Annotated in this window: 18 protein-coding genes; 6 read left to right on the forward strand and 12 right to left on the reverse strand. The window is 58.5% G+C overall.

Annotated features, from left to right (window positions below):
- The first annotated feature begins 218 nt into the window (after positions 1-218).
- A complete protein-coding gene (locus tag ACW9IR_RS24310; RefSeq protein ID WP_102900518.1) occupies positions 219-1,844 on the forward strand; it encodes a methyl-accepting chemotaxis protein in 1,626 nt (541 codons plus the stop codon).
- 63 nt (positions 1,845-1,907) lie between these two features.
- On the opposite strand, the gene ACW9IR_RS24315 is transcribed toward ACW9IR_RS24310, so the two are convergent.
- From ACW9IR_RS24315 to ACW9IR_RS24335, 5 genes are all read right to left on the reverse strand, one after another.
- Positions 1,908-2,315 (reverse strand): HvfA family oxazolone/thioamide-modified RiPP metallophore, encoded by a 408-nt coding sequence (locus ACW9IR_RS24315; RefSeq protein WP_457465299.1) that lies wholly within the window; start codon positions 2,313-2,315, stop codon positions 1,908-1,910.
- A gap of 276 nt (positions 2,316-2,591) precedes the next feature.
- Positions 2,592-3,890, reverse strand: coding sequence for an NAD(P)/FAD-dependent oxidoreductase (locus ACW9IR_RS24320; RefSeq protein ID WP_016986237.1), 1,299 nt, complete (start codon positions 3,888-3,890; stop codon positions 2,592-2,594).
- A gap of 63 nt (positions 3,891-3,953) precedes the next feature.
- Complete coding sequence (locus tag ACW9IR_RS24325; RefSeq protein ID WP_007909875.1) at positions 3,954-4,127, reverse strand: DUF3094 domain-containing protein; 174 nt, start codon at positions 4,125-4,127, stop codon at positions 3,954-3,956.
- 51 nt (positions 4,128-4,178) lie between these two features.
- Complete coding sequence (locus ACW9IR_RS24330) at positions 4,179-4,706, reverse strand: MOSC domain-containing protein (protein WP_095121770.1); 528 nt, start codon at positions 4,704-4,706, stop codon at positions 4,179-4,181.
- A complete protein-coding gene (locus ACW9IR_RS24335) occupies positions 4,703-5,329 on the reverse strand; it encodes a DUF1780 domain-containing protein (protein ID WP_007909887.1) in 627 nt (208 codons plus the stop codon). Before ACW9IR_RS24335 ends, ACW9IR_RS24330 begins: the two co-directional genes overlap by 4 nt.
- Positions 5,330-5,459: 130 nt before the next feature.
- On the opposite strand from ACW9IR_RS24335, the gene ACW9IR_RS24340 reads away from it, so the two are divergent.
- The 3 genes from ACW9IR_RS24340 to ACW9IR_RS24350 all read left to right on the forward strand — a co-directional run bounded on the left by ACW9IR_RS24340 (position 5,460) and on the right by ACW9IR_RS24350 (position 6,894).
- A complete protein-coding gene (locus ACW9IR_RS24340; RefSeq protein ID WP_457465300.1) occupies positions 5,460-5,927 on the forward strand; it encodes an FAD/FMN-containing dehydrogenase in 468 nt (155 codons plus the stop codon).
- Positions 5,924-6,613, forward strand: a complete 690-nt coding sequence (locus tag ACW9IR_RS24345; protein ID WP_095048686.1) for an energy-coupling factor ABC transporter permease — start codon at positions 5,924-5,926, stop codon at positions 6,611-6,613. The genes ACW9IR_RS24340 and ACW9IR_RS24345 overlap by 4 nt, the downstream gene beginning before the upstream one ends.
- Before the next feature lie 65 nt (positions 6,614-6,678).
- The gene (locus tag ACW9IR_RS24350; protein ID WP_457465301.1) at positions 6,679-6,894 is read left to right on the forward strand and encodes a hypothetical protein; all 216 of its coding nucleotides are present in this window, start codon (positions 6,679-6,681) and stop codon (positions 6,892-6,894) included.
- A gap of 6 nt (positions 6,895-6,900) precedes the next feature.
- On the opposite strand, the gene yacG is transcribed toward ACW9IR_RS24350, so the two are convergent.
- The 5 genes from yacG to pilB are packed head-to-tail and all read right to left on the reverse strand — an operon-like array spanning position 6,901 to position 11,512.
- Entirely contained in the window at positions 6,901-7,101 is a 201-nt protein-coding gene (gene yacG / locus ACW9IR_RS24355; protein ID WP_221733559.1) for a DNA gyrase inhibitor YacG, read from the reverse strand.
- Positions 7,098-7,721 (reverse strand): dephospho-CoA kinase, encoded by a 624-nt coding sequence (gene coaE, locus ACW9IR_RS24360; RefSeq protein ID WP_102900516.1) that lies wholly within the window; start codon positions 7,719-7,721, stop codon positions 7,098-7,100. The genes yacG and coaE overlap by 4 nt, the downstream gene beginning before the upstream one ends.
- Positions 7,718-8,590: a prepilin peptidase gene (locus tag ACW9IR_RS24365; protein WP_457465302.1), complete on the reverse strand. Its 873-nt coding sequence runs from the start codon at positions 8,588-8,590 to the stop codon at positions 7,718-7,720. Before ACW9IR_RS24365 ends, coaE begins: the two co-directional genes overlap by 4 nt.
- A 1-nt stretch (position 8,591) precedes the next feature.
- Positions 8,592-9,809, reverse strand: coding sequence for a type II secretion system F family protein (locus ACW9IR_RS24370; protein WP_102900514.1), 1,218 nt, complete (start codon positions 9,807-9,809; stop codon positions 8,592-8,594).
- A 2-nt stretch (positions 9,810-9,811) separates the two neighbouring features.
- A complete protein-coding gene (gene pilB, locus ACW9IR_RS24375; protein ID WP_150794039.1) occupies positions 9,812-11,512 on the reverse strand; it encodes a type IV-A pilus assembly ATPase PilB in 1,701 nt (566 codons plus the stop codon).
- A gap of 225 nt (positions 11,513-11,737) precedes the next feature.
- Here pilB and ACW9IR_RS24380 point away from each other — a divergent pair, with 225 nt between their 5' ends.
- Both ACW9IR_RS24380 and ACW9IR_RS24385 read left to right on the forward strand, forming a co-directional pair.
- A complete protein-coding gene (locus ACW9IR_RS24380) occupies positions 11,738-12,169 on the forward strand; it encodes a pilin (RefSeq protein ID WP_007909907.1) in 432 nt (143 codons plus the stop codon).
- Between the two features lie 297 nt (positions 12,170-12,466).
- Entirely contained in the window at positions 12,467-12,823 is a 357-nt protein-coding gene (locus tag ACW9IR_RS24385) for a BON domain-containing protein (protein ID WP_047600285.1), read from the forward strand.
- Between the two features lie 271 nt (positions 12,824-13,094).
- On the opposite strand, the gene ACW9IR_RS24390 is transcribed toward ACW9IR_RS24385, so the two are convergent.
- Together ACW9IR_RS24390 and ACW9IR_RS24395 are read right to left on the reverse strand one after the other, a co-directional pair.
- Positions 13,095-13,391 (reverse strand): DUF2845 domain-containing protein, encoded by a 297-nt coding sequence (locus tag ACW9IR_RS24390; RefSeq protein ID WP_077574576.1) that lies wholly within the window; start codon positions 13,389-13,391, stop codon positions 13,095-13,097.
- Positions 13,391-16,342, reverse strand: coding sequence for a DUF748 domain-containing protein (locus tag ACW9IR_RS24395; protein WP_457465303.1), 2,952 nt, complete (start codon positions 16,340-16,342; stop codon positions 13,391-13,393). The genes ACW9IR_RS24390 and ACW9IR_RS24395 overlap by 1 nt, the downstream gene beginning before the upstream one ends.
- Between the last annotated feature and the right edge of the window lie 234 nt (positions 16,343-16,576).

The raw sequence follows: 16,576 nt of genomic DNA on the forward strand, positions 1-16,576 counted from the left end.
CGCGCCTGCTTTGGGAGCAGGATGTCAGGAGTTCGAATCCCCTTACCCCGACCATATTAAAAATCCTCGTATCGAAAGATACGGGGATTTTTTTTGTCCGACAAAAACTCATTTCCCCTTCAAGTCATCATACAACCTGCCGATAGCCCGCTAACACGAGGGGACTGCCATGGCTTCGCCCCTTGAATCTGGCCAATACAAGAATAAGGGCGTTCGTCATGTTGCTTCGTCAGTTGAATATTGCTCCCCGGGCGGCCCTGGGGTTCGCCCTGATCGCGGTGTTGGTGGCCTTGCTCGGCGTTTTTGCGCTGGGGCAGATGTCGAGCATTCGCGACAGTGAAGTCGCGGTAGAAAATCAGTGGCTGCCGAGCATTCGTGGCGGCGACGAGATTCGCGAGATCATGCTGCGTATCCGCACCATCTCGTTGCGCATGGCGCTGGATCAGGACACGAACAATATCGCCACCTACCGCAGCCAGATGGACACCCGCGACAAGGAGCTGAGCGAGAAAATCGCCGCTTACGACAAACTGGTCAACACCCCGGAAGGCCAGCAGCTATACGACCAGTTCAAAAAGACCTTCGCCGCGTATCGCAGTGGCATCGCCCAATCCTTCGCCCTCGCCGAGCAAGGCAAGCGTGATGAGCTGACCAAATTGTTGCTGGTCGACATGAAAACCGTCGTCGATGGCTCCGGAAAGCAACTCAACGACCTGGCGGACCTGTTCGCCAAACAGGTCGCGGCTGAAAGTCAGAAGTCCGCTGCGCACTACGAAAACTCGCGCACGATCGTGAGCTTGTTCATTGCCTTGGCCGCGCTGGCCACGGTGGCACTGGCGATGATGCTCACGCGCAGTATCGTTCGCCCGCTGAGCAGTGCCGTGAGCGCCGCAGAAAGTGTGGCGCAGGGTGATCTGACCCGGCCGATCGAGACCCATGGCAACGATGAAGTCAGTCGTTTGCTTAAAGCCTTGGCGACCATGCAGCAAAACCTGCGCGAGACGCTGCAAGGCATCAGTGGTTCGGCCACGCAACTGGCGACCGCTGCTGATGAACTCAATGCAGTGACACTCGACAGCACACAGGGTTTGCAACAACAGAACAACGAAATCGAACAGGCTGCGACGGCTGTTAATCAGATGACGGCCGCAGTGGAAGAGGTCGCACGCAATGCGGTGTCGACGTCTGACGCGACCCGTCAATCCAGCGAGTCGGCGCATCTGGGCCAGGTGCGGGTCAGTGAGACCGCCACGGCTATCAACGCCCTGGCCAGCGATGTGCAACAGACCGGTGAGTTGGTGCAATCACTGGCCAACCAGTCGCAGGACATCGGCAAAGTGCTGGACGTGATTCGGGCGATTGCCGAGCAGACCAACCTGCTGGCGCTCAACGCGGCGATTGAAGCGGCGCGGGCCGGTGAGAGCGGCCGAGGCTTTGCCGTAGTCGCTGATGAAGTGCGGGCGCTGGCTTATCGCACGCAGCAATCGACGCAGGAGATCGAGCAGATGGTCCAGGGCATGCGCAGCGGTTCGAGCCTCGCGCTGGATTCGATGCAGGCCAGTACCGCGCGTGCCACGACCACCCTGGCGTTGGCTGAGCGTGCCGGTGAGGCGCTGCAAACCATTACCGCGTCGGTGCATGAGATCCATGAGCGCAATCTGGTCATTGCCAGCGCTGCGGAAGAACAAGCGCAAGTCGCGCGGGAAGTGGATCGTAACCTGGTGAACATTCGTGATTTGTCGGTACGTTCTGCCGCTGGCGCTAACCAGACCAGTGCCTCCAGCCATGAGTTGTCGCAACTGGCCAACGCCTTGCAGGGCATGGTGCGGCGCTTCCAGTTGTAAAACGGCAGACATGAAAAAGCCGCGTTTCTCTCAGGAGAAGCGCGGCTTGGTTTTTTCCGCTGATCAGGCGCCGTCTTGGTCTTTCAGGTGCTCGAACAGGCCTTTCGGCATCTTCTTGCCGTTGGCTTCAAAGTTGGCCTTCACGTTGTTGTAGGCCTCCTGCTCGTCGATGAAGCCGTCATGGTTGGTGTCGATCTTGTCGAAGTCGGACTTCGGCGCGACTTTGAGGAATTCGGCGCGGGAAACCTTGCCGTCACCATCGCTGTCAGTCTTGGCCATCGAAGCATCGCCACACTTGCCTTCACCGCATTTGCCCTCCGGCGCTTTCACCGAAGTTTCTGCCGAGGCGACCATGTAGCCCTGTGCCAGTGGCTGGGCGGCAAACACCGAACCGGACAACATCAGGCCGCCAGCCAGGGCTGCGCCGATCAGGCCAATGGATTTTTTACCGAGGATCGAAGTACGGGACATTTACATTCTCCTGGGCTGCACAACGCAACCACACGTTAAAGACGCAAGCCTGAGCGGTGTTGCTCGGGTGTGGCCATTAGGCGGTGGCGGTGTATCGCGACTGTGTCGCCAGGCGGGGAGTTTGTAGCGAAGGTTAGATATTACGGACGCAGATACATTGCGAGACAGAATCACAAATCAAATGTAGGAGTGAGCCTGCTCGCGATAGCGGTGTATCAGACAACATCGTTGTCGTTTGACTCACCACATTCGCGAGCAGGCTCGCTCCCACAGGTTTTAGTGCAGTTTCAGACGCGGTTCAGTGCCTCGACCAATCTTGCTGCCGAGCATCAACATCGCCGTGCGGAACGGCCCGTACAGCGCCATCTGGTGCATGCGATACAGCGACACGTAAAACATCCGCGCCAGCCAGCCTTCGAGCATCACGCTGCCGGTCAGGTTGCCCATCAAGTTACCCACCGCCGAAAAACGCGACAGCGAGATCAGCGAGCCGTAGTCGGTGTACTTGTACTCCGGCAGGGTCTTGCCCTCGATGCGCAGCTTCAGCGATTTGGCCAGCAGCGACGCCTGTTGGTGCGCCGCTTGCGCACGTGGCGGTACGTTGCGATCGGTGCCCGGTTGCGGGCAAGCGGCGCAATCGCCGAAGGCGAAGATGTTCTCGTCACGGGTGGTTTGCAGGGTCGGCAACACTTGCAGCTGATTGATGCGGTTGGTTTCCAGGCCGTCGATGTCCTTGAGGAAACCCGGTGCGCGAATACCGGCGGCCCAGACTTTCAGGCTGGCCTTGATCTCATTGCCATCGGCGGTGATCAGGCTATCGGCGGTCACTTCGCTGACCGAAGCGTTGGTCATCACATTGACCCCGAGTTTTTCCAAGGTCTTGTGCACGGGTCCGCTGATGCGCTCCGGCAGGGCGGGCAGCACCCGCGGCCCGGCTTCGATCAGAGTGATGTGCATGTTTTCCGGTTTGATCCGGTCCAGACCATACGCCGCCAGTTCATGGGCGGCATTGTGCAGTTCTGCCGCCAGCTCGACGCCCGTGGCGCCAGCGCCGACGATCGCGACGCTGATCTGCTCGACCACATCGGTTTGCCCGGCGTGCGCACGCAGATAGTGATTCAGCAGTTGCTGATGGAAGCGCTCGGCTTGCTTGCGGGTGTCGAGGAACAGGCAGTGCTGCGCCGCGCCCTGAGTGCCAAAATCGTTGGTGGTGCTGCCGACGCTGATTACCAGCGAGTCGTACTGCACTTCACGTGCAGGCACCAGTTCTACGCCGTTTTCGTCGTAGGTCGCCGCCAGTTGAATTTTCTTCTGCGCACGATCAAGCCCGCTCATGCGCCCTAGCTGGAACTCGAAGTGGTTCCATTTTGCCTGGGCAACATAGTTGAGTTCGTCTTCGGAGGAGTTCAGCGACCCGGCAGCCACTTCGTGCAACAGCGGTTTCCAGATGTGCGTCAGGTTGGCGTCGACCAGCATCACACTGGCCGTGCCGCGCTTGCCCAGAGTCTTACCCAGACGGGTAGCCAACTCCAGACCGCCGGCGCCGCCGCCGACAATAACAATACGATGGGACATGGGGATAACTCGCAAGGTTTTTAAAGGAAATCGGTGCGGTTACCCAAGCGAGCGCGAGGCAGCTCATAGCGTCAGGTAACTGATAAATCGGCTCAACAGGCCCAGACCAATGGTCACTGCCAGCACCAGCACCAGGAGCATCCACGGCCGGAATGGCCGGCGCTCGACTCGGTGTTGGGACAGTTGCAGGTACTCTTCGACATGTTTCTGGTCTTCGGGGTTCAGGCGGCTGGTCATATTTGCCTCGTCAGGTAGACGTTGCTGAATGGACAGAAGCTACAGCGGTTTTTATCCGGGGTTGAAAGCAGCATAGCCGCTGTCCGGAACCGGCTCGACGCTCACCCGGTCTTCGAGGCGAATGATCCCGCTTTGTAACACCCGCGCGGTAATTCCGCCATGCCCGCGCACCGCTTGAAAGGTGCCGGGGCCGAGGTTGTTCTGCAGCCGTGCGCAGGGCTGACACCAGCCCGTGGTTTCGAATATTGCCTGACCGATGCGAAAGCGCCGACCCTTGAGACTAAACAAATTGATACCGCTGATAACGAGATTGCGCCGCAGATCTTCAGGTCTGACCGGTTGATCGTGCGGTCGGCCCATCAATGCGCTGATTACCGCGAGGTGTTCCCACTGGATCAGGGTCACCTGCCGCGCGTTACGCACACCGGGGCGGGCGTGATCGCCGGTCAGTCCAGCTTCAAGTCGAGCCTCCACGGCATCGAGTTCGATCATTGGCCCACGGGATTCCGGACGCACGCCGATCCAGCGCACACACCCAGTCTGTGGCACATCGGCAATCAATTGCTGCAGCGGCGTCACAGGCTGATCCCGACATCGAAGACGATGCTGCGGCCGAGGTTGCTGCGCAGGAAGTCCGGTGCGTCCGGGTGGGCGAACAGCACACGGGCGAAGGTCGGGCCGACGAGGGACAGCGAGCGCCAGCCTTGGCGCAGATATTCAGTGGGCGGGGGGAAATGGCTGTTCAGATCCAGCACCTCACGTTTAAGACTGGCGAAGGCGATGATATCCAATTCGCCCAGATCCATACCGCGTTCCTTGTAGTTGTGCGCCTTCTTGCGCAAGGTCGGTGCCAGTCGCAGCAGGAATTCATTGGCCGGAATGCGTTTGGGCTTGGCTTCACGGCGCACCAGTTGGCTGAGAGAAAAGGCGCTGCGTCGTCGCTGCAGTTCATCGCGCCATTCGTCGTTGAGCCGGCGCCCCTCGTCGAGCACGAAGAACACCTCGAAATTGGCGTCGCGAAACAGCACATCCGGCGGTTCGCCGGCCGGCGCGAATTCGTCGGCGCGGTAGGGAATGTTCAAGCCTTGCAGCAGGCGTTGGCAGACCCAACGCTCACGCTCCCATTTGCGGGCATTGGACAGAAAGGCGTTGGCTTGCTCGGCCGCGATGGTCAGCAGGCGTAAATAATCTGAGTCATCCATAGGCCCAAGCTTAGCGTTCAAATGCGACAAGCAGAAAGCGTTACGCGGCAAAGTGCATCAGTGGGCAGTGGAGAAGGGCGGTGTAGACTCATGGCAATCGACTATTTACGCCAAACCGTGAGGACTCATCGTGAAATTTCGCTGGCTACTGCTGTTTGCTGTTTTTCCGCTGTTTGCTCATGCACTCGAAACCGGCGAGCGTCTGGCTCCCTGGACGTTGCTTGATCAGTACGAGCAGCCCTTCACCCTCGACGACAGCACTACAACGTTGCTGGTGGCGCGCGATATGGACGGCGCCAAGCTGATCAAAGAAGCGTTGAAGGATCAGCCCAAGGGCTATCTGGAGGCGCGCCACGCGGTATTCGTTGCCGATATCCAGCGTATGCCAGCGCTGATTGCCAGAATGTTTGCCGTACCGGCCATGCGCGACTATCACTACCGGGTGATGCTTGATCGAGAAGGCCGGGTCGCGCCGCGCTATCCCGGCGCAGAAGGCCAGGTGTTGTGGTTGCAATTGAAGGACGGTCGATTGCTCTCGCAACGTGAGTACGCCAGCGCGAGCGATCTGCGCGAGGCACTGGAGAAGGCGCGCCCATGATCGGCGTCGAGGTGCTGGCGACTGAAAGCCTGCTGCTGGGCTGGCTGATTTATCTGCCGGTGCTGCTTTGGGCGATCGTGCGGGCGCCGTGGGTCGAGTTGTTCAGCGACAGCCGGCGTCAGCATCTGCTGTTCGGCACCGTGTTTGCGTTGTTTCTGTTGTGGTTGATGCGCAGGGATTTCGATACGGGCGTGTCCTATCACTTCCTCGGCATGACGGCGGTAACGCTGTTGCTGGATTGGCCGCTGGCGATCGTCGGCGGGCTGGTGGCGCAAATCGGCCTGGTGTTGCTCGGGCGTCAGGATCTCGCGGCGATGGGGGTCAATGGTGCTTTGTTCATTTTGCTGCCGGTGCTGGTCACCGAGTGCGTGGCAATCCTCGTCGAGCGTGCGCAACCGCGTAATCCGTTCGTGTACATCTTCTGTTCCGGATTCTTTGCCGCCGCGTTGTCGGCCTTGTTGTGCCTGATCCTCAGTCTGACGCTGCTGTGGTACGACGGCCTATTCGCCATGCCGGAATGGCTGGAAGACTTCATCGGTTACGTGTGGCTGATCATTTTCCCCGAAGCGTTCATCAACGGCATGATCATCAGTGCGCTGGTGGTATTCAGCCCGGAATGGCTGGAGACCTTCAACCGCACGCGCTACCTTTCGGCGCCGTGGAAGGACGACGATCCGAAGTCTTGATCCACATCAAACCCGCCACGCGCGGGAAATTTCATGCTCGCGCAAATCCTTTCAGGAGCAGCGGCATGAGCGTTTACGAGTGGGCAAGGCAGGAAACCCGGCAGAGTCTGGACATAGCGCAGGAGGTGGGCTTTGACCCGGGGTTGAGTTTGCGTGCCTTGCTCAGTGCGGTGGTGCAGCAGAGCAAGGCTGTGCGCAACGCCGAAGACCTGGCCGACGAATTGCGCTTTCTCGCGGAAAACCTCGACGACGATCAGGACTACGGCTTTATGCGGCCCTGATCGGGATCAGTGGCGCGGATCGAAATCGCCGGAAAACAGTTCGTCCTCGGCATCCGGCGCGACCGGAATCTTGTGTTCTTCCGACGCCCAGGCGCCGAGGTCGATCAGTTTGCAGCGATCGGAGCAGAACGGCCGAAACGTATTTTCGGGAGTAAATTCCACGGGGGCGCCGCAGGTCGGGCATTCAACGGTGGGGATTTGGCTCATGCTTGGCCTCCGGATAAAGTCAGGTAGAAGTGATGCAGACGCTCGACTTCGCTGTGCAACCAGGCGAGGTCGCGATCATTGACCACCACGTCGTCGGCACGGCTCACACGGTCTTCGCGGCTCGACTGAGCCTTGAGGATCGCCTGAACCTGCTGCTCGCTGGTCTGGTCACGCTGCAAGGTGCGTTCGATCTGCAATTGTTGCGGGGCGTCGATCACCAGGATGCGCTGGGTCATCGCGTATTGCCCGGATTCGATCAACAGCGGCGAAACCAGAATCGCGTAAGGCGATTTTGCCAGCGCCAGATGATGAGCGATTTCCTCGGCGATCAACGGATGCAGCAGGGCTTCGAGCCAGCGGCGTTGCTCCGGCTCTTCGAAGATCAGCTTGCGCAGGGCGGCGCGGTCCAGTGTGCCATCGGCCTGCAATACGCCGGGGCCGAAGTGCTCGGCAATCTTTGCCAGGGCGGGACGGCCCGGCTCAACCACCCAGCGCGCCGCATGATCGGCATCCACCACGTGGATACCCAGATCAATGAAGTGCTGGGCCGCCGCGCTTTTGCCGCTGCCGATGCCGCCGGTGAGGCCGAGAATCCAGGGTTTTTCCACAGGGGTATTCATTTCAAACCGACAAACTGCCAATAGAAGTCGGTTATTTGACCACCCCAGAGCAAGGCAATCCAGCCGGCAATTGCCAGATAGGGGCCGAAGGGGATCGGCGTGGATGTTTTCTCATTGCGCAAGCGCAGTAAAACCACCCCGATAATGGCGCCCACCAGCGATGACAGAAGGATGGTCAGCGGTAGAATCTGCCAGCCGCCCCACGCGCCGAGCAGCGCCAGCAACTTGAAATCCCCGTGACCGATGCCGTCCTTGCCGGTCAGCAGTTTGAACAGCCAGAACACCGACCACAACGCCATGTAACCGGCCACTGCGCCCCACAGCGCATCGTGCAACGGCACGAACAGGCCGAAGCTGTTGACGATCAACCCCAGCCACAGCAGCGGCAGCACCAGCACATCGGGCAGCAGTTGATGTTCGGTGTCGATCAGACTCATCGCCAGCAAACCCCACGTCAGGACAATCAGCAGGCATGCCGACCAACCGAAGCCGATATGCCAGGCGATGAAGGCAGAGAGCAGCCCACAGGCCAGCTCGGTCAGCGGATATCGTTTGCTGATAGGTGCAGCGCACGCGGAACAGCGCCCCCGCAGCCACAGGTAACTGAGCAGAGGAATGTTTTCCCACGGGCGGATCCGGTGGGCGCAGTGCGGGCATTCGGAGTGCGGCAGCATCAAATTGTAGGTGGGCTGAGGCTTTTCGCCGGGCAATCCGAGCACGTCGTGGGCCTGCTGGCGCCAGTCGCGTTCGAGCATTTTCGGCAGACGCCAGATCAGCACGTTGAGAAAGCTGCCGACCACCAGACCGAGCAGCAGGGCGGTGAAGACAAAGGCCAGCGGATACAGGGCAAACAGTTCGTCGATAGGCATGTCAGATCGCTGAGCCGAGTTGGAAAATCGGCAGGTACATGGCTACGACCAGACCGCCGACGATCACCCCCAGCACCACCATGATGAATGGCTCCATAAGGCTGGTGAGGTTGTCGACCATGTTATCCACTTCTTCCTCGTAAAAGCCTGCAACCTTGTCGAGCATTTCATCCAGCGCACCCGATTCCTCGCCGATAGCGGTCATCTGCACGGCCATGTTGGGAAAGACTCCGGTGCTGCGCATCGAAAAGTTCAGCTGCATGCCGGTGGAGACGTCCTGACGAATCCGCAGCACGGCGCGCTTGAACACCACGTTGCCGGTGGCGCCGGCCACCGAGTCGAGCGCTTCCACCAATGGCACACCAGCAGCAAATGTAGTGGAAAGGGTTCGGGCGAAACGGGCGACCGCTGACTTGTACATCAGCGTGCCCACCAATGGCAGCTTCAACAGCCAGGTGTCCTTGCGATCACGTAACGCCTGAGAGGTTTTCAACGCATGGCGGGTGCCGAAAATCGCCGCGACCAGCGCGCCGAGAATCGCCCACCACCATTGCTGCATGAACTCCGAAAGGCTGATCACCATCAGGGTGAAGGCCGGTAATTCGGCGCCGAAACCCGAGAACACCGACTGAAACTGCGGCACCACTTTTACCAGCAGGATCCCGGTCACCACTGCCGCCACCAGCACCACGGCGGCGGGATAGGTCATGGCTTTCTTGATTTTGGCCTTGAGGGCCTCGCTCTTTTCCTTATACGTCGCAACACGTTCCAGCAAGGTATCAAGGGCGCCGGACTGCTCACCAGCATCGACAAGGTTGCAATACAACTCGTCGAAGTACTGCGGCTTTTTGCGCAGGGCGTTGGCAAAGCTGTTACCGGCGGCGACCTCCTGTTTTACCTCGTCGACCAGCTTGCGCATGGCCGGGTTTTCAAAGCCTTCGCCGATGATGTCGAACGACTGCAGCAGCGGCACACCGGCCTTCATCATGGTCGCCATCTGCCGGGTGAACAGCGCGATGTCCTGGGCCTTGATGCGTTTGCCGAAACTCAACAACGACGCGGATTTTTTGCGTACCTTGCCGGGATTGATCCCCTGTTTACGCAGTTGTGCCTTGATCAGCGCCGGGTTTTGTCCGCTCAGCTCTCCGGTGACTTTGCTGCCTTTCCTGTCCGTACCTTCCCAGGCGTAGATACTGATTTTCGCTGCCTTGACCGCCATGTTCAGTCCTTGGTGACCCGATTGATTTCTTCAAGGCTGGTGATGCCTTGCATGGCCTTGTGCAACCCAGATGTGCGCAGATCGTCGAAGCCGTCGCGGCGCATTTGAATGTCGATTTCCAGCGAGTTGCCTTCGGCCATGATCAAGCGTTGCAACTCCGGTGTGTTTTTCACCACTTCATAAATCCCCACGCGTCCCTTGTAACCGCCGTTGCAGTGATCGCAACCGACCGGCTCGTAGATCGTGAAATGGCCGATGCGTTCCTCGGGGAAACCTTCCTTGATCAAGGTTTCGCGTGGGATCTCGATGGGCTTCTTGCAGTGGCTGCACAGTTTTCGCGCCAGGCGCTGAGCGATGATCAGGCTGACCGAGGTGGCGATGTTGAAGCCGGGGATGCCCATGTTGTGCAGACGTGTCAGGGTTTCCGCAGCGCTGTTGGTGTGCAGTGTCGAGAGCACCAGGTGGCCGGTCTGCGCAGCCTTGATCGCGATCTCGGCGGTTTCCAGATCGCGGATCTCGCCAACCATGATCACGTCCGGGTCCTGGCGCAGAAACGAGCGTAGTGCCTGGGCAAAGTCGAGCCCTTGTTTGGGATTGACGTTGACCTGGTTGATGCCTTCCATATTGATCTCCACCGGGTCCTCGGCGGTGGAGATATTGATGTCGACGGTGTTGAGGATATTCAGGCCGGTGTACAGCGACACGGTTTTCCCCGAGCCGGTGGGGCCAGTGACCAGAATCATGCCTTGGGGCTGCTTGAGCGCGGCCATGTACAGTTCTTTCTGCGCGGGTTCGTAACCAAGCGCGTCGATGCCGATCTGTGCGCTGGAAGGGTCGAGAATCCGGATCACCACTTTTTCCCCCCACAGCGTCGGCAGGGTGTTGACCCGGAAATCGATCGACTTGCTCTTCGACAGGCGCATCTTGATTCGCCCGTCCTGCGGCTTGCGCCGCTCCGAAATATCGAGACTGGCCATGACTTTCAAACGTGCGGCGATCCGCCCGGCCAGTTGAATCGGCGGTTTGGCCACCTCGCGCAGGATGCCGTCGGTGCGCACTCGTACCCGGTAGTTCTTCTCGTAGGGCTCGAAGTGCAAATCAGAAGAACCGCTTTTGATCGCATCGAGCAACATCTTGTGAACAAAACGCACCACCGGCGCATCGTCGGCGTCGAGTCCGCCAATCGTGTCTTGCTTGCTGTCGTCGATGGATTCGACATCGAGGCCGTCGAGATCCACATCGGCCATGTCTTCCAGGCCACTGGTGTGGGTGTCGAAAAATTTTTCGATGGCGTCGGTGAGCTTGTCGTCCTCGACCAGAATGGCTTCGGTACTCAGCCCCGTACTGAACTGAATGTCGTTGATCGCTTGATGATTGCTCGGGTCGGAAATGCCTACGAATAGCTTGTTGCCTCGCCGCCACAGGGGCAGAGCGTGATGCTGACGCACCAGTTTTTCGCTGACCAGTCCTTTGGGCTGGGTTTCCTTGTCGAGGCAATTTAGATCAAGGAACGCCATGCCGAAATGCTCGCTGGCGATCTCGGCTACCTGCCAGCTCTTGACCAGTTTGTTCTGCACCAGATAGCTGACCAGCGACAGGCGATTGCGCTGAGCCTGTTGCCAGGCTTGCTGGGCACTTTTTTCTGTCAGCAACTCGGCCTGTACCAGTTGCTTGGCCAGACCGCTCAGAGCGATGTCATTCATGGGGATTCCGCACGCTTGCAGTTCATGACTTATAGCCTAGTCAAGTGACAGCGCCAAACACGGCGGGTGCAGGTGACAAAAAGTGTCAGATAGTGCGGTTACGGGCTGTAGGAAATGGCGTTGTAGAGGGTTCGCGCCCAACGGGCGGGGCTTGGAGGCGTTGGCATGGCCTATGCTGCTTCCCTTGCAGATCATGAGATTTCGACTCATGCATGGAGCGTGTCTATGAAAAAACAACAAGGTTTTACTCTGATCGAACTGCTGATCGTGGTGGCGATCATCGGGATTCTGGCGACCATCGCCTTGCCGCAGTATTCCAAGTATCAGGCGCGGTCGAAGGTAACGGCGGGGCTGGCGGAGATCAGTGCGATGAAAGTGCCGTTCGAAGACACCATCAACCAAGGTACCGATCCGACGCTGACGCTGGTGGCCGGTAGTGCCACCGTCACAACGTCAAATTGCGCCGTGACCGCATCGGGCACCGCTTCGACCGGGGCCGGCACCATTGTCTGCACAATCAAGAACGCTCCTGGCCCTGTTCTGGACAAAACCATCACCTTGACCCGTTCATCGGGCACCGGTGCTGGCGTCTGGACTTGCGGCACCACGGTGGCACCGGACTATTCGCCAAAAGGCTGCACCGCCAGCGGTACATAAGTTGAATGTGTGGTGAACAGAATGCCCCGCAATGCGGGGCATTTTTCATTGCGCGGCACTTCACAAAAGCTTCAATAATTTCAGCGCCTTAGGAACTTTCCAAAAAACCGTAACTTGCATGTCGATAATTCGAAGGTCATGCAAATTGCATGATTTCGAAAATTTCTGTAATTCATAAGTTATTGATTTATAAAGAAAATATTGATTTTCAAAAGTTGGCACAGCGTTCGCAACTACCTTGGTAACCCTGCTGACAAGACAACCAGCAGACTTTCCAGAAAAACAGGAGTTACTCGTATGAAGAAGTTCGCTATCACTGCCGCTGCTGCTACCGCGCTGACCCTGACCATGGCTTCCGGTGCATTCGCACAATCCACTCAGGCTACCCAGGCTCCAATGACTCTGGCTGCCGGTGAAGTCACCCAGGCTAAAGAAGCTACTTCTGACACTTGGATCACTACCAAAGTCAAAGCTGACCTGGTCACCGAAAAAGGCATTCCAGGCACTGACATCAAAGTAGAAACCAACAAAGGTGTTGTATCGCTTTCGTCGACTACTGCTGTAACTGAATCGCAGAAAGACGTTGCTGTTGCGATCGCCAAGAAAATCAAAGGCGTTAAAGCGGTCTCCGCTGACGGCCTGAAAGCCGAGTAAGGCATGACTTCTTGCCTGGACCGGGAGAAGACGCGACAGACGGGCCGAGCAATACGTCTGCCGCAACTTTAGAGTTCATGCGAACGGTCACACGGATGTGACCATTACAGGCCCCGCCACTTGTGTCGGGGCTTGTTCTATTTCAGGGGCAACATAAAACAAATGTAGGAGTGAGCCTGCTCGCGATAGCGGTGTGTCAGTCAGCAATTTGATTAGCTGACAGACTGCTATCGCGAGCAGGCTCACTCCTACAGGGGGAATCGGTGTTGGTTTAGTTACCGCGTTTGCTGTTGATCTGCCGCAGGCGATTGCCTTCAAAGCGCAGGTATTGGTACATGCCGTTGCTCGGACCGTAAGTCCATTCCTCGACCTGAAACTCTTCGCGACGATTGGCACTGCGCTTGTAGCCGAGCAGATCACGGCTAACCGGCTCACCGCACTTCTGCAGGACTTCGCTCGAACGGTCGCCAAGGCTGATCAACTGACTGCCGCAGCGCAGCGTATCGGACGCCGAGGCGTGACTGGCTGCGAACGTCATTGCGATCAATGCCAGCCACTGCAGTTTCATCATTCGGCATCCAGGTGCATTTGCGTCACCACGCGGCCATCGCTCTCGGCTTCACCGAGATTGGCGTCGATGAAGTACACACGGTCGTCTGCCAGTTGGCCTTTATCGACCAGATAATCCTTGATGCTGCTGGCCCGGTCCTGACCCAACTGACGCAACAGCACATCGCTGCCACTCCAGAACTGGATCACTCCCTCGCGCATCTTCGCTGTGCGTTCTTCCTTGCCCAGATCCTTCCATTCGGCCGGAGGCTGGGTCTTCAGACGGGTACGGTAGATGCCTTCGAGCAGTGGACCTTTCTCGCCCTCTGGCACTTGCAGCAGCGACGCCTGAGCCGGGACTTTATCGCCACGACGCTGGAGCATCTTGTAGTAGTTGTACTGGTATTCACGTTCCAGACGCTGCTCGGCGAGCAACGGGCCGTCACTGCTTTTGGCGGCCGTGCCTTCGATCTCCAGACGCAGTGCCGGACGCTCCTTCAGCGCCTGAGACAGTTTGATCAGCGCAGCTTCGGCATCCTTGCTCAACTCGCTGGAACCCGGAGCAAACGACACGGTGCCAAGGTCTTGCGAACTGCCACCACTGATAAGGCCGCCAATCATTTTGAATGGCGCGGCGGCGGCTTTGACGATCAGGTTGCGCAAGGTCTGCCAGACAATCGGCATCACGCTGAATTGCGGGTTGTTCAAGTCGCCGGTCACCGGCAATTCGATGGAGATCTTGCCGTCGACATCCTTGAGCAGGGCAATCGCCAGCTTCAGCGGCAGGCTCACGGCATCCGGGCTGTCGACCTTTTCACCGAGCTGCAATTGCTCGACCACCACTTTGTTCTCGGCTTTGAGCTGGCCCTTGGTGATCAGGTAATGCAGGTCGAGGTTGAGCCGGCCTTTGCGGATGCGGTAACCGGCGAATTTGCCGGAGTAGGGCGTCAGCGTGGTCAGTTCGACCCGTTTGAAACTGGTGGCGATATCGAGGCTGGCCATTGGGTCAAATGGATTGACCGCGCCCTTGATGGTCACCGGTGCGTAGCGATCGACCTTGCCTTTGATGTCGACGCTGGCCGGTTTCGCCTGACGGCTGTCGATGGTGCCGATCTGGCCGTTGAGTTGCTGCACGGCGGTGGCGAAGTTGGGCGTCAGGCTGAAGTCGGCGAAGTTGGCCGAGCCGTCATTGATCGCGATACCACCGATGTGAATGCCCAACGGTTTCTCGTTGCTGGCCGGTTTGGCTGTCGTGGTTTTCGCGCCGCTGTCGGCCGGTTGCGGGATCAGCAGGTCGTCGATGTTGGTGGTGCGATCGTCGTTGATCATGAACCGCACATAAGGCTGGAACAGGTTGACCTTGTCGATCGACAGACTGTCGCCGTGCTGATAATTCAGGCCTTCGACCACCACTTGCTGCCACTTGAGGAAATCGCGGGTTTTCAGGGTGTCGAGGGTGTGCAGTTGATCGATTTGTGCGCGACCGGTGACGCTGAGTGCCAGTGGTTCGGTGCTCTTGAGATTGACCTTCAGGTCACTGCCGAGCATGCCGCTGCGCAGTTCCAGACGAATGAACGGGTTGATGTAGGACTGCGCAACCCGCAGGTCGATGTCCTGGGTTTTCACATTGAGCTGGGCGTTGACCGGGGCGAGATTGACGGTGCCGTCGGCCGTGATCTTGCCTTGCTTGCCCACGCCGCTGTCGAGCCTGAGCTTGAAGGGCGAACCGTTGAGACTGTCGAAATCCTGCAGGTCGACGTTGAGTGGGGTGATATCCAGAGCAACGGCTGGTTGGGCCGAACGGTCGGCCAGATGCACGGTGTAGTTACGCAATTGCACGTCTTTGAGCAGCACTTGCCATGGTTTGCTCGGCGCAGTGGATTCTGGCTTCGGCGAATCAGCAGCGGCTGGCGTGCTGGCAGGTTCCGCAGCGGCTTTGGCGGCCGGTTTCGACGGTTGGCTGGCGAACAGTTTCTGCCAGTCCAGTTGCCCGTCGGCTTCGAGGGCTGCCCAGGTTTCCAGTTTGTTGCTGCGGATCTTGCCGACCACGACTTGTTGTTTGGCCAGATCCACCGAAGTTTCGCTGACGTCGAGACGCTCGAGTTTCGCCAGTGGCCGCCCATCCGGAGCCTTGATGGCGAACGGCGCGATGCTCACCGCCACGTTGTTCAGTTGCAGCTCGGTTTCTTTCGACAGATTGAGTTTGTATTCGCTGCTGAGGCTGATTACACCGTCTTCCAGCACCAGCGGCACCGAATCACGCACGTAGGGCCAGAACGCTTTCATCTTGCCGTCGGTAATTTTCAGGGTGCCTTCGGAAGTGAACGGGATCAGGCTGAAATTGCCACTCCAGTCGATCCGCCCACCGGCCGGGCCGATGGCGACCAAGGTCATGTCGGCACTGTCTTCGGGCAGGGTGCTGAGGTTTTTCAGTTCGAAGCTGAGGTCGTCGTAGAGAAACTCGATGGGCTCGCTCGGGCGCACGTCTTCAAAGTGCACCACGCCGCCGGCCAGTTTGATGTTGTCGATGCGCAGCGGGAACGGTTTGGCGTCCGGGTCGGCTGGTGTCGGCTCACTGGCCGGCACATTGAACAGGCCGAGCAGGTTGAGTTTGCCGTCTTTGGCGAAAAGGATTTCGGTTTTCGGCTTGTCCAGCTCGATGTTGGCCAGATGCAGGGCTTTGGTCCACAGGCTGTCGATTTGCAGGTCGGCGTACAGGCGATCGAAGCCGACCTGTTCCTTGCCCGGCTCGCCGATGACCAGTCCCCACAGGGTGACTTCAAGGCTGAACGGGTTGAGCTCGATACGCTGGATATGCGCGGGCACCGTCGCGTAGTTGGCCAGTTGCTGATTGGCTACCCGCAGAGCGATGCCCGGCAAAATCAGAAACCCCAGCAGGCTGTAGAGGGCCAGAGCAGTCAACAGGGCGCCAATCGCGCGAATCAATCCTTTGGGCATGTGCGGCTTCATCTGTCTGAATCGGAGTGCCTTGGAGTATGGCACGCGATTCTGGTTCCGAAGTACCTCGCGTGGGGCAGGATTGTTCAGATTCTTCTGTAGGAACGTTTTCCATGTGGGAGCGAGCCTGCTCGCGAAGGCGTCATATCAGTCGCTCTATTTGTTCGCTGATACACCGCTTTCGCGAGCAGGCTCGCTTGTATGGTAGGACTTGAAGGGAGGAGGAGGGACAAGGCTCGATTCTGA

The organism is Pseudomonas sp. SDT291_1_S447, from assembly GCF_054070155.1.